At 68.6% G+C, this 13,006-nt stretch carries 12 protein-coding genes; 9 read left to right on the forward strand and 3 right to left on the reverse strand.

The annotated features are described in order from the left end of the window. The first annotated feature begins 5 nt into the window (after positions 1-5). On the forward strand, positions 6-323 hold the full coding sequence (locus ABNQ39_RS29030; RefSeq protein WP_376965437.1) for a DsrE family protein: 318 nt from the start codon (positions 6-8) through the stop codon (positions 321-323). 17 nt (positions 324-340) lie between these two features. Here ABNQ39_RS29030 and ABNQ39_RS29035 read toward each other — a convergent pair whose 3' ends face one another. Together ABNQ39_RS29035 and ABNQ39_RS29040 are read right to left on the reverse strand one after the other, a co-directional pair. Next, entirely contained in the window at positions 341-1,381 is a 1,041-nt protein-coding gene (locus ABNQ39_RS29035) for a 4-(cytidine 5'-diphospho)-2-C-methyl-D-erythritol kinase (protein ID WP_376965439.1), read from the reverse strand. A gap of 74 nt (positions 1,382-1,455) precedes the next feature. Further along, complete coding sequence (locus ABNQ39_RS29040) at positions 1,456-2,004, reverse strand: RBBP9/YdeN family alpha/beta hydrolase (RefSeq protein WP_376965441.1); 549 nt, start codon at positions 2,002-2,004, stop codon at positions 1,456-1,458. A gap of 168 nt (positions 2,005-2,172) precedes the next feature. Between ABNQ39_RS29040 and ABNQ39_RS29045 the strand changes: the two genes are divergently transcribed. Then, the gene (locus ABNQ39_RS29045) at positions 2,173-3,399 is read left to right on the forward strand and encodes a methyl-accepting chemotaxis protein (protein WP_376965443.1); all 1,227 of its coding nucleotides are present in this window, start codon (positions 2,173-2,175) and stop codon (positions 3,397-3,399) included. On the opposite strand, the gene ABNQ39_RS29050 is transcribed toward ABNQ39_RS29045, so the two are convergent. Next, positions 3,400-4,209 (reverse strand): methyltransferase domain-containing protein, encoded by an 810-nt coding sequence (locus tag ABNQ39_RS29050; RefSeq protein WP_098735257.1) that lies wholly within the window; start codon positions 4,207-4,209, stop codon positions 3,400-3,402. Between the two features lie 54 nt (positions 4,210-4,263). Here ABNQ39_RS29050 and gloB point away from each other — a divergent pair, with 54 nt between their 5' ends. The 7 genes from gloB to pstB all read left to right on the forward strand — a co-directional run bounded on the left by gloB (position 4,264) and on the right by pstB (position 12,681). After that, positions 4,264-5,031, forward strand: a complete 768-nt coding sequence (gene gloB / locus ABNQ39_RS29055) for a hydroxyacylglutathione hydrolase (RefSeq protein WP_376965445.1) — start codon at positions 4,264-4,266, stop codon at positions 5,029-5,031. Positions 5,032-5,069: 38 nt separating this feature from the next. Further along, the gene (locus ABNQ39_RS29060) at positions 5,070-5,675 is read left to right on the forward strand and encodes a glutathione S-transferase N-terminal domain-containing protein (RefSeq protein ID WP_376965447.1); all 606 of its coding nucleotides are present in this window, start codon (positions 5,070-5,072) and stop codon (positions 5,673-5,675) included. Between the two features lie 283 nt (positions 5,676-5,958). Continuing rightward, positions 5,959-8,568 (forward strand): methyl-accepting chemotaxis protein, encoded by a 2,610-nt coding sequence (locus ABNQ39_RS29065; protein WP_376965449.1) that lies wholly within the window; start codon positions 5,959-5,961, stop codon positions 8,566-8,568. Positions 8,569-8,768: 200 nt separating this feature from the next. Beyond that, on the forward strand, positions 8,769-9,836 hold the full coding sequence (gene pstS / locus ABNQ39_RS29070) for a phosphate ABC transporter substrate-binding protein PstS (RefSeq protein ID WP_376965733.1): 1,068 nt from the start codon (positions 8,769-8,771) through the stop codon (positions 9,834-9,836). A 108-nt stretch (positions 9,837-9,944) separates the two neighbouring features. Next, positions 9,945-10,928, forward strand: a complete 984-nt coding sequence (gene pstC / locus ABNQ39_RS29075) for a phosphate ABC transporter permease subunit PstC (RefSeq protein WP_109051234.1) — start codon at positions 9,945-9,947, stop codon at positions 10,926-10,928. Between the two features lie 5 nt (positions 10,929-10,933). Further along, on the forward strand, positions 10,934-11,815 hold the full coding sequence (gene pstA / locus ABNQ39_RS29080; protein ID WP_376965451.1) for a phosphate ABC transporter permease PstA: 882 nt from the start codon (positions 10,934-10,936) through the stop codon (positions 11,813-11,815). 53 nt (positions 11,816-11,868) lie between these two features. Next, on the forward strand, positions 11,869-12,681 hold the full coding sequence (gene pstB / locus ABNQ39_RS29085; protein WP_376965735.1) for a phosphate ABC transporter ATP-binding protein PstB: 813 nt from the start codon (positions 11,869-11,871) through the stop codon (positions 12,679-12,681). Positions 12,682-13,006 lie beyond the last annotated feature (325 nt).

The raw sequence follows: 13,006 nt of genomic DNA on the forward strand, positions 1-13,006 counted from the left end.
CGAAAATGGCATCTCCGCACATGGCGTCTCCCCTGCGGCTGCTCATCCACGCCCCCACCCCGGCCGCGCTGGAGCGGGCGCGGAACAATGCCCGCAACCTGCTGAAGGCGCGGCCCGATGCGGAGGTGCGCATCGTCGTCAATGCCGGTGCGGTCGCGGCAGCCCTCGACAGCCCGGATGATGAGACCGACCGGCTCCTGCGGGTCTGCGGCAACACGCTGGCGAAGACCGGCCGGAGCGCCGAGGGGTTGACGGTGGTCGCCGCCGGCGTCCTCGACATCGCCGAGGCGCAGGCGGACGGCTGGGGCTACATGCGGGCGTAAGCTCTCGGGAACCCTCGTCAGCCCACGCCCCAGCCGCCGGTGTCGGGGAAGGGCGCTGCTGGCGGCGGAACCGCCGCTGCGGGCTCGGCGACGATGCCGCGCGGCAGGGCAGGGGCGCCGGCCGGAGTCGAGAGCAGGCCGGTCGGCGTGACCCACCAGCCGGGCGATGCCGCGGCGATGGATTTGGCCGCGGAGTTGGCAGCTTCCGCTGTGGAGTAGAGGCCGAAGCAGGTGGCGCCGCTGCCGGACAGGCGGGACAGCAGGCAGCCGGCGCTGCGCTCCAGCGCCGCCAGCACGTCGGCGATCACCGGCGCCACCGTCAGGGCTGGGGCGGTCAGGTCGTTGCTGCGCTCCAGCAGCAGGGCCGCGAGATCGGCCGCGTCGGCCGGTTTGCGGGTGAAGCGGGCCGGGGCAGAGAAGGCGCCGCCGCTTTCGGCGCGGGCGGCGGCCATCGCCTTGAACACCGCCGGGGTCGGCACCGGGACATTCGGATTGACCAGGACCACATGGGTTTCCGGCAGGTCCGGCGCCTCGTCCAACTCATCGCCGATGCCGCCGAAATAGCAGTTTCGCCCGGCAACGCAGACCGGCACGTCGGCGCCCAGCCCGGCGGCCACCGCGAACAGCGCCGTGTCGTCCGGCGCCACTCCCCACAGCCGGGCGAGCGCCCTCAGGCAGGCGGCGGCGTCCGCCGATCCGCCGCCGATCCCCGATGCGACCGGCAGCGCCTTGGTCAGGGCGATCATCACGTCGGCCTCGCGCCCCAGCCGGACGGCCAGGGCATGGGCGGCGCGCATCACCAGATTGCTGGCGGGGTTTTCGCCCATCAGGGCCGGGCCGAAAGGACCGGCGATGGCGAGACGCGGGCCGGCCGGCGGCAGGTCGGCACCGCGCAGGGCTACCCGTGCCGCAGCCGGCGTCAGGGCGATGCTGTCGCCGAACTCGGCGAAGGCGACGAGGCTGTCCAACTCGTGATAGCCGTCGGCGCGCCGGCCGGTGACATGCAGGTAGAGGTTCAGCTTGGCCGGGGCGGCCTCGACGATGGGAAGACCGGTCATAAGCTCCAATCCGCTGGCGGGCGCGCGACGACGCTCCTGTGTCGCACCCTTTCGCCCGCAGCGGCAAGGGGAGGTTAGAGCTGGGCCAGCATGTCCTTCAGCAGCGTTTCTCCCATCGGCCAGGGGCCATGGCCGCTGGCGCCGTTGATGTGGCCGACCTCGCCCGCGTCGATGAAGTCGGCGCCCCACAGCGCGGCGAAGCCGCAGGCGCGGGCGGCGGTGCAATAGGGGTCGTTGCGGCTGCCGACCACCACCGCCGGGAAGGGCAGGGGATCGGTCGGCACCGGGGCGAAGCGGCAGGCCTCGGCCGGCACGGTCCGGGGAGATTCGACATCCGGCGGGGCGACCAGCAAAGCGGCGGCGACCGTCTCAGTCCTGTCGCTGGCCGCGGCCCAGCGGGCGACGAGGATGCAGGCAAGGCTGTGCGCGACCAGCACCACCGGACCGGGTGCGGCACGGACCGCGGCGTCGAGCCGCTCCACCCAGCGGTCCGGCTCCGGCGCGTCCCAATCGCCCAGATCGACGCGGGTCAGGGCCGGCAGACGGCTTTCCAGCCAGCTTTGCCAGTGATCGGGGCCGGAGTTGCCCAGACCGGGAAGCACCAGAACGGTCGGCTGCGTCATTCTTTCAACTCTTCGTTTGTAAATGTTGTGTGTACTGTCTGGAGATTGCGTGCGAGCGAAAGCGGTGCTCGCCACACGGTAGTTGGGCGGCCGGCATGCCCCGTCATGGCGGGTGCCACCGCAAGACTCCAATTGAAAACCATAATCGGGAAGAAGGGGAGAAGCGTCTTGGACATCAGCGCCACCATCGCACAGGATCTCTGCGACTCCATCGGCCAGGAACTGGACTCCGTCGTCTCCATCGCAGGCAAGAGCGGTGCCGTCATCGCCTCAACCGCGCGGGAGCGGATCGGCACCAGCCATCCGGTCGCCGGCGACATCGTGGCCCGCCGGTTGGACGAGCGAGCGGTCACCCGCGATGAGGCCGCCAAGTCGGGCGGCACGATGCGGGAAGGTTATGCCATTGCCATCGACCTGGACGGCGAACGGGTCGGGGCGCTCGCCATCGCGGCGCCGGCCGATCAGGCCCGCCGGTTCGCCCGCCTCGCCCGCCATTGGGTGCTGGCGACCCTGCGGGCGGAAACGGCGGAAACGCGCCGGGTCGCCCTGATGCGCGACTTGTCGGAACGGGTCGAGCGCGACGTCGGCGGGTTCGCCACCGAACTGGCCGATGCCGGCCGCAAGCTGGAATCGGCGGTCGCGGCCGCCCGTTCCGCCGGAACGGATGGGTTGCGGCAGGCCGCCGACGCCGCGGGGGCGGCGCGTGCCGTGGATGGCTCGGTCAGCGCCATCGCCGGGATGCTCGACCGGCTGGCCTCGACCTCCGACCAGATTTCCGGCGACACCAGCAAGGCGCGGGAGATCAGCCTTGCCGCGGCGTCGGACAGCGACCGCGCCACCACGGTGATGAACTCGCTGCGCTCCGCCGCCGAACAGATCGCCAGCGTGGTGAAGCTGATCAACGCCATCGCCAGCCAGACCAACCTGCTGGCACTGAACGCCACCATCGAGGCGGCGCGGGCGGGAGAGGCGGGGCGCGGCTTCGCCGTCGTCGCCAACGAGGTGAAGGCGCTGTCGCGCCAGACCGCCGACGCCACCAAGCAGATCGCCGATCAGGTCGCCAATCTGCAAAAGGAAACCGCCGCAGTGGACGAGGCGCTGGGCCGCATCCACTCCACCATCGGCTCGATCCAAGCGATCAACGGCACCGTCGCCGCCGCCATCGACGAGCAGGCGACCCTGACCTCGGACGTCGCACGGTCGCTCGACCGCTCGCGTCAGGACGCCATGGCGGCGGAGCAGCGGATCGGCGACGCCGAACAGACGCTGGGGGGCGTGACCCGCAATCTGGAGGAGCTGACGGCGCTGAGCCGCAGCATCGCGGAGCGGGCCGGCAGCCTGGGCAGCGGTCTCGCCGGCCGCGTCACCGATGCGCTGCGTCAGGTGCGCAATTAATCAAGTCCGGGGATAAGGCTGCTGGCAGTCGACGGAGTCGCCGCCGACGATGGTGGTGCGGGGACTGCCGCTTCGGGCGGCGGGGGCCGCACCGCCCGGCAGCGGCACGATCAGCCGGCGCTTCACCGGCTGCTGTGCCGCCCGGCGCGACACGCCGGCGAAGATCTGTTTCGACGCCTCGATCATCGTCACCCCGGCAAAGGCCTTGAACCAGCGCCCGCCGACCTCTTCCCAGGCGGGTGCCGTCTTTTGCAGGAAGTGCGAGCGCAGGGGCGGCATGAACAGGGCGTGGCGGGTGCGTTCCGGCACGAACATGGTGTCGCGCAGCACCTGCTTCAGCTGCGAGGCGGAATAGGGGAAACCGTGGCCGAAGGGCGTCCAGTCGGCGCGGGCCCACAGGCCGCGGCGGTTCGGCACCACCGCCAGCACCCGGCCGCCGCCGGCCAGCACGCGCCAGATCTCGCGCATCATCGGGCGAAGCTGCTCCGTGCCCTCAAGCCCATGGACCAGAAGCACGCGGTCGATGGTGTTGTCGCCGAAGGGCAGGTCGGCCTCGTCGCCCAGCGCCACCATGCCCGGCCCTTCCGCCGGCCAGAAGCTGACGCCCTGGCTGGCCGGCATCACCGCCACCACCCGGTCGGCCTCGCCCATGAAGGGGCGCAGGTAGGGCGTGGTGTAGCCGACGCCGAGAACGATCTGGTCGCGCACGTCCGGCCAGATGGTGCGGATGCGGCGGCGGATCATCCGCTGGGCGGTCTGCCCCAATCCGGACTCGTAGAACTCCCTCAGATCGACGATATCAGTGTACATGGTATCCCAAGCGTAACACGGGTTTCGTATCGCAACAGCAGGGAGTCCGCTGCCGTGGAGGTCATTCTCGTTCCGGCTTTCGCCGACAACTACATTTATGTGCTGCGCGACGCGGCATCCGGCAAGGTCGGCGTGGTCGATCCCGGCGACGCAGCCCCGGTGCAGGCCGAGTTGGACCGGCGCGGCTGGTCCCTGACCCACATTTTCCTGACCCACCATCACGACGACCATATCGGCGGGGCGGCGGCGCTGAAGGAGCGCTATCGCGCCAGCGTGGTCGGCGCCCGCGCCGACGCCCACCGCATTCCCGGCCTGGACGTGGCGCTCAGCGACGGCGACCGGACGGTGTTCGGCGAGCAGACCGCCCGCGTCTTCGCCGTGCCCGGCCACACCAGCGGCCACATCGCCTTCTGGTTCGAGGCGGCGGAGACCCTGTTCAGCGGCGACACCCTGTTCTCGCTGGGCTGCGGCCGGCTGTTCGAAGGCACGCCGGCGCAGATGTGGGAGTCGCTGCAAAGCCTGCGGGCGCTGACCGACCGGACCCTGGTCTATTGCGGCCACGAATACACCCAGTCGAATGGCCGCTTCGCCCTGACCGTCGATCCCGCCAACGCCGCCCTGCACCAGCGGATGGAGGAGGTTGCGGAGCTGCGCGAGCGGAACCGGCCGACGCTTCCCACCACCATCGGCATGGAACGGCGCACCAACCCCTTCCTGCGCGCCGACGATCCCGGTGTCCAGGCCGCCATCGGCATGGCCGGCGCCCCATCGGTGGAGGTGTTCGCCGAACTGCGCCGGCGCAAGGACCATTTCCGCGGGTGAAGCTTGCCGACAACCAATCGAATGCGGAAGGAGCATCCATGTTGAAGCTGCGCTGGAGCCCCACCTCGCCCTACGTGCGCAAGGTGATGATGATTCTGATCGAACGCGGGCTGGAGGACCGGGTGGAGCGGGTGACGACCGATCCCTGGTCGGCCGACACCGATCTGCCGACGGACAACCCGCTGGGCAAGGTGCCAGCATTGACGCTGGAGGACGGCATCACGCTGTTCGACAGCCCGGTGATCGTCGAGTATCTCGATTCGCTGGGCGCCCGGGCGCCGCTGTTCCCGCCGGCCGGACCGGCGCGCTGGACAGCGCTGCGCCAGCAGGCCATCGCCGACGGCATCTGCGACGCCGCCATCCTGCGCCGGCTGGAATCCATGCGTCCGAATGGCGAGCAATCGGCCAACTGGATGGAGCGGCAGCGCAAGGCGGTGGCCCGCTCGCTCGACCTGCTGGAGGCGGAAGCCGCGTCGCTGGAGGGGGAGGCCACCATCGGCAGCCTGTCGGTGCTGGTGGCGCTCGGTTACCTCGATTTCCGCTTCGGGCACGAGGATTGGCGCGAGGGGCGCCCGGCGCTGACCGGCTGGTTCACCAAGGCCTCTGACCGTGACAGCCTGCGGCGGACGGCGCCGCCGGTGTAACGTCGGCGTTCCTTCCAGATTTTACGCGGTATGCGTGCAGTAACGCGGCGCCCGGCCCAGTCGGGCGCCGCTATTCGTTTCACGCGCTGTTTACCTTCGATTCACCATGACCGCCCGCGCGACCGATGATTTCCGGCGTGCAGCAATCTTTCGATTGTGCGTAGCGAAAACTTCATCCAACCGTCACCGATTCATCCAACCAGAAGGGCTACCCATGGCACCGGCCGGCTTGCGGAGAACCGCGGGCGCGGTACGGACAACCTCCAAGCCACGGGTGGCCCATATGGCAAAGCCTGTCGACCAGCGCCGGCGGTCCGGCATCAAGTCGAAGATGCTGATCGCCTTCGGAACCGTGGCGGCACTGCCCTGCATCGCGGCGGTGATCGGCTGGATGTCCTACGGCGCCGTCCGCGGCCATGTCGCCGACATCACCGGCACGCAGGTGCCGGTGCTCAGCGCCGCCCACGGCCTTGCCACCACCACGGCGCGGGTGCTGGCGCTGGGGCCGCTGATCGACGCCGCATCGTCCGAGGAGGATCTGGTCCGGCTGCGCAACGCGGCGGGCGAGCAGCGCCGGGCGCTGGACGGTCAGCTCGCCCAGCTGGCCGTCGGACAGGGCCACACTGGTGGCGATGCGGCCCGCGTCGCCGAATTGACCGGCACCGCGCGCTCTCTGCTGGGCACCATCGATGCGCTGGGGACGGCGACCGGCCGGCGGCTGACCTTGCAGGAACAGCGCAGCGGTCGGCTGGCGGAGTTGAGCGACGCGCACGCCCGTCTGCTCGCCGCGCTGAAGCCTGACATGCAGGCCTCGCGCGAACAGCTGGCCCAGGCGATTTCCGCGATGGTGCAGGCGACCTCCGAATCCTCCGCGGTGATCGGCGCCGAGCTGGGGCAGACGGTGATCCCGCTGTTCCAGCTGCGCGGTGCCGAGGCGGCCCTGGCCAAATCTCTGCTGATCGGCGCCTTCGAGGCCAACCGGTCCAAGGTGATGTCGCTGTCCACCGACTTCGACTCCGCCCTGTCCGACCTTCAGGGCGCGCTGCGTCCGCTGGCGAAAAGCGAAGCGGCGGCACCGGTAGTGGCGACGATCAACGAGCTTGCCGCCTTCGGCGACGGCGATGCCAGCGTCTACACCCGCCGCGTCCGCCAACTCACCCCCGGCATTCCGGAAGCGGAAGGGCAGAAGCTGACCGAGTCGCTGAACGCCAGCGTCGACGACATCGTCCGGCTGGACCGCGACGCCAACGCCCGCATGCTGCCGCTGATGCTGAACTCACGTGGCCGCATCGCCGCGGCCGGCAACGCGATCGCCGAGCGGATGCAGGATCTGTCCACCAACATGGTCCCGGCCGCGCAGCAGCGCTACACCGTGCTGAGCGGCCTGATGGCCGACGCCAATCTGCTGGCCGGCAAGCTGGCGGAAGCCGGCAATGCCGAGACGCCGGCCCGCCTGGCTGCCGCCCGCCGCACGCTGGACCCGCTGGCGGCAACGATCCGCGGCACCCTGACCGCCTCCGGCGACGATCTGGGGGCCGAGGTGCGCCGGCTGGCGGAGCGGCTGCTGGAACTCGGCTTCGGCAATGACGGCATCCTGGCGCTGCGGGCCGGCGAGTTGGCGGCCTATGCCGAGAATGCCACGCTGATCGACAGCAACCGCAGCACCGGCGCCACCCTGACCGCCATGGTCGACGGGCTGGTCCAGGCGGCGGAAAAGGCGACCGCCGACGGAGCCGCCGCTGCCCACGAGGCGCTGGAGCGCACCAATCAGGTTCAGATCCTGCTGGCGACCGCCGGCGTGCTGCTGGCCGGGCTGATCGTCTCGCTCTATGTCGGGCGCCGCGTCGTCGGCCGGATGGAGACGCTCGCCGATGCCATGCGCCGGGTTGCCGACGGCGACCTGACGGTGGAGCAGAAGGCCGACGGCAATGACGAGATCACCGACATGGCCCGCGCGCTGTTCGTCTTCATCGCCAACGCCCGCGCCATGGAAGAGGCGCACGAGAAGGTGGAGATCGAGCGCCGCAACGCCGCGTCGGCCCGCCGCACCAGCATGCTGGAAATCGCCGACCAGTTCGAACGCAACGTGCTGAGCAGCGTCGAAACCCTGGCCGAGGCCGCGCGCCAGATGGCCGCCCGCGCCCGCTCGCTGACCGACATCGCCGCCAACGCCAACGACCGCGCCGATGCCGCGATGCAGCTGTCCGGCGAGATGGCGGCGGGGATCCAGCAGGTGGCGACCGCCGCCTCGGAAATCTCCCAGTCCATCGCCGAGATCAGCAAGCGCACCGGCGAATCGGCCCGTATCATCGGCGACACCGCCGCAGGCGCCGAGCAGGTGAAGGCCACCGTCGCCGACCTGTCGAGCACGGCGGGAGAGATCGGCACCGTCGTCGGGCTGATCGACGAGATTGCCGGCCAGACCAACCTCTTGGCGCTGAACGCCACCATCGAGGCGGCGCGGGCAGGGGAGATGGGCCGCGGCTTCGCCGTGGTCGCCGGAGAGGTGAAGGCCCTTGCCGGCCAGACCGCCCAGGCCACCGCCGAGATCGCCCGCCAGATCGCCGCGACCCAGGCGGCCAGCCGCGAGACGGCGGAAGTGGTGGCGGCCATGGCCGGCAGCGTCCAGCGCATCGAATCCAACGCCTCGGCCATCGCTGCGGCGGTGGAGGAGCAGGCGACCATCACGTCGAGCATCGTCGACAGCTCCCACCGCGTGGCGGTCGGCACCCAGGCGGCGTCGGACCACGTCGCCGGCCTGTCGGAGGCCGCGGCGAAGGTGCGCGCCCAAGCCGGCGACGTCCTGCTGGTGGCGGAAGGCCTGTCGCACGAGGCGACCAGCCTCGGCTCCGCCGTGCATCTGTTCCTCCAGGAAATCCGGGCCGCGCGATGAGCCTCACCAGGACTTCGCGTTCCCGGTCTCGAACGGGTCGGTTTCATAAAACTGACACGTAAACAAAACAAACCCGTCACCGGCGGCGGCTATGGTCACCGCGACGAAGAAGGCGGGTTCCGACATCCGGCCAAGGCCGGGTTTTTCCGAAAAACCCAACCAAACCGTCCAAACCTATCGGGAGTTTAGCCGTGAAAACCATGACCTCGGCGTTCGTTCGCTGCGCTGCCTTCGGTGCCCTGGCCGTCCTGTCCGTGTCGGTCGCCCCGATTTCGGTCGCTTCGGCCGCCGACATCTCCGGCGCCGGCGCCACCTTCCCGTACCCGATCTATGCCAAGTGGGCCGACGCCTACAAGAAGGAGACGGGCACGGGCCTGAACTACCAGTCGATCGGTTCGGGCGGCGGCATCAAGCAGATCAAGGCCAAGACGGTCACCTTCGGCGCGTCGGACATGCCGCTGAAGCCGGAAGAGCTGGAGCAGGCCGGTCTGATCCAGTTCCCGATGATCATGGGCGGCGTGGTTCCGGTCGTGAACCTGAGGGGCATCAAGGCCGGCGAGGTCAAGCTGTCGGGCACCGTTCTCGCCAACATCTACATGGGCGAGATCACCAAGTGGAACGACGCGCAGATCAAGGCGCTGAACCCCAACGTCAACCTGCCGAACACCGCCATCGCCCCGGTCTACCGCTCTGACGGGTCGGGCACCAACTTCCTGTTCACCGACTACCTGTCGAAGACCAGCCCGAAGTTCAAGACCCAGATCGGCGCCAACACCTCCGTCCAGTGGCCGGCCGGCATCGGCGCCAAGGGCAACGAGGGCGTGGCCAACATGGTCAAGCAGACGGACGGCTCGATCGGCTACGTCGAATACGCCTACGCCAAGCAGAACAACATCACCCACCTCGACCTGCAGAACAAGGACGGCAAGACCGTCTCTCCGAAGATCGAGGCCTTCCAGGCCGCCGCCGCCAACGCCGACTGGGCCAATGCCAAGGGCTACTATGTCCTGCTGACCGACGAGCCGGGTGCGGAGAGCTGGCCGATCACCGGCGCCAGCTTCATCCTGATGTACAAGGCCCCGCAGGACGTGGCGTCTTCGGCCGAAGCGCTGAAGTTCTTCGACTGGGCCTACAAGAGCGGTTCCAAGATGGCCACCGATCTGGACTATGTCCCGATGCCGGAGTCGGTCGTGTCGATGGTCCAGAAGACCTGGTCGCAGACCATCCAGGCCGACGGCAAGCCGGTCTGGACCGCGTCGGCCAAGTAACGACGGCCAACCGACCTCGGGCGGGCCGCCGACCGGCTCGCCCGAGGGCATGATCGCCGGAGGGGACGGAAATTGCGCCGTCCCCTTTGCACGCCTCACGGAGCGGCCATGACCGAGATCGCGCTGACCTTGACCGACGCACACGCCTCCACCGCCCGACGGGCCCGCCGCCAGCGCCTGCAGGATGCGGCTTTCCGCAACGCCACTCTCGCATTCGCGCTGCTCGTCCTGCTGATCCTGGGCGGCGTCACGGTTTCCCTGATCGACGGCGCGCTGCCGGCAATCCGCGCGTTCGGCTTCGGATTCGTCGCAACCGAAGTCTGGAACCCGGTGTCGGAGGAATTCGGCGCGCTCGCCCCCATTTACGGCACGCTGATAACGTCGGTCATCGCCATGGCTGTCGGCATTCCCGTCAGCTTCGGCATCGCCCTGTTCATCACCGAGATGTGCCCCGCCTGGCTGAAGCGCCCGCTCGGCGTCGCCATCGAGCTGCTCGCCGGCATCCCCAGCATCATCTACGGCATCTGGGGCCTGTTCGTCTTCGCCCCCTTCATGCAGTCGACCATCCAGCCCTTCCTGATCAATACGCTGGGCCAGATCCCCGGCATCGGCAACCTGTTCATGGGCCCGCCCTACGGCATCGGCATCCTGACCGCCGGCCTGATCCTGGGCATCATGGTTCTGCCCTTCATCACCTCGATCACCCGCGACGTCTTCGAGACGGTGCCGCCGATGGTGCGTGAATCCGCCTACGGGCTGGGCGCCACCACCTGGGAGGTGGTGTGGAACGTGGTGCTGCCCTACACCCGCACCGGCGTCGTCGGCGGCGTGATGCTGGGGCTGGGCCGTGCGCTCGGCGAGACGATGGCGGTGACCTTCGTCATCGGCAACGCGCACCGCATCAGCTCCTCGATCATGGCGCCGGGCACGACGATCTCGGCCTCCATCGCCAACGAGTTCACCGAGGCGGTGGGCGACGTCTACACCTCCTCGCTGGTGGCGCTCGGCCTGATCCTGTTCCTGATCACCTTCACCGTGCTGTCGATCGCGAAGCTGATGCTGCTCCGCCTCCAGCGCAAGGCCGGAGTCTGAGGCCCATGACGATGTCCAATTCCGCGACGCTGGCGACGCCCATCGGCGGGCTCTATCACCGCCGGCGCATCGCCAACAAGGTGGCGCTGTCCCTGGCGCTGGGGGCTGCCGGCTTCGGCCTGTTCTGGCTGGTCGCCATCCTGTGGACGCTGCTCTACAACGGGCTGTCGGCCATCAACCTCAGCCTGTTCACCGAGAACACCCCGCCGCCTGGCGGCGAGGGCGGCCTGCTGAACGCCATCTTCGGCAGCGTCGTCATGACCACGGTCGCCACCGCGGTCGGCACCCCGGTCGGCGTCATGGCTGGAACCTACCTGGCCGAGTTCGGGCGCAACACGAAGCTGGCCGAGGTGGTGCGCTTCATCAACGACGTGCTGCTGAGCGCGCCGTCGATCATGGTCGGCCTGTTCGTCTACGAGGTGCTGGTCGTCCGCATGGGCCATTTCTCGGCCTGGGCGGGCGCCATGGCCCTGGCGGTGCTGGTGATCCCGGTCGTCGTCCGCACGACCGAGGACATGCTGAAGCTGGTGCCCAACAGCCTGCGCGAGGCCGCCGCCGCGCTCGGTGCTCCGCAATGGAAGGTGATCACGATGGTCGCCTACCGTGCCGCCCGCAACGGCATGATCACCGGCATGCTGCTGGCCGTCGCCCGCATCAGCGGCGAAACCGCGCCGCTGCTGTTCACCGCCCTGAACAACCAGTTCTGGAGCGCGGACATGAACGCGCCGATGGCCAACCTGCCAGTGGTCATCTTCCAATACGCGATGTCGCCCTATGAGGACTGGCGCCAGCTGGCCTGGGGCGGCGCGCTGCTGATCACGGTCGCCATCCTGCTCCTCAACATCGGCGCCCGGCTGCTGGCCGGTCTCGGCACGACGAGAAAGTAACCATGACGATGACCCACATGGACGCCAACAGCCCCGCCCACGGCAGCCACCAGATGCCTCCGGGCATGCTCGCCGGAACCGTCGCCGAGCGTGCCATCGCCGGTGCCGGCCTGCCCGAAAAGATCAGCGTCCGCAACCTGGACTTCTTTTATGACGGCTATCGCGCGCTGAAGAGCATCTCGCTGCCGCTCTACGACCGTCAGGTCACCGCCTTCATCGGCCCGTCGGGCTGCGGCAAGTCGACCCTGCTGCGCATCCTGAACCGGATGTACGACCTCTACCCCAAGCAGGTCGCCACCGGCGAGGTCATGCTGGACGGCGTCAACATCCTGTCGCCCAAGCAGGACCTGAACCTGCTGCGTGCCCGCGTCGGCATGGTGTTCCAGAAGCCGACGCCGTTCCCGATGTCGATCTACGACAACATCGCCTTCGGCGTGAAGCTGTACGAGAAGCTGTCCCGCGCCGACATGGACGAGCGGATTGAGTTCTCGCTGCGCCGTGCCGCGCTGTGGGACGAGGTGAAGGACAAGCTGCGCCAGAACGGCATGAGCCTGTCCGGTGGCCAGCAGCAGCGCCTGTGCATCGCCCGCGCCATCGCGGTCAAGCCGTCGGTCCTGCTGCTGGACGAGCCGACCTCGGCGCTCGACCCCATCTCCACCGCGAAGTGCGAGGAGCTGATCGACGAGCTGCGGTCCGACTACTGCATCGCCATCGTGACCCACAACATGCAGCAGGCGGCCCGCATCTCCAACTTCACCGCCTTCATGTATCTGGGCGAACTGATCGAGTTCGGGAACACGGAAGAGATCTTCACCAACCCGACCAAGGAAAAGACGTCCGAATACATCACCGGCCGTTTCGGCTGACGCGTTTGCATCAAGCTCAGTGAAGCGAAAGGCTCCCGCTGCCATCCGGTGGCGGGAGCCTTTTGTTTTTCCCTCGATCAGGATTCGGCAGGCTATGAAGCAGCGGAGACTTCTCTGGCTTTATAAATTTCCATAATCGTTCTTATGCGCCTTCATTCTGTAGGCGCAATGTAGGCGCAATGTCAAAATGTCAGCCGTATCGAAGCGGCGCAAAGATACATCCGCTATCGGAAATATTCCGCTTCCAAAATGCCTTCGCTTCCTCTATGATCCACCCCAACTTCGCGATGCCGTCCGGCCCGCCCACTCCGGCCGGGGCACGCCC

The organism is Azospirillum sp. A26 (assembly GCF_042604635.1).
GTDB classification, from domain to species: Bacteria; Pseudomonadota; Alphaproteobacteria; order Azospirillales; family Azospirillaceae; genus Azospirillum; species Azospirillum palustre.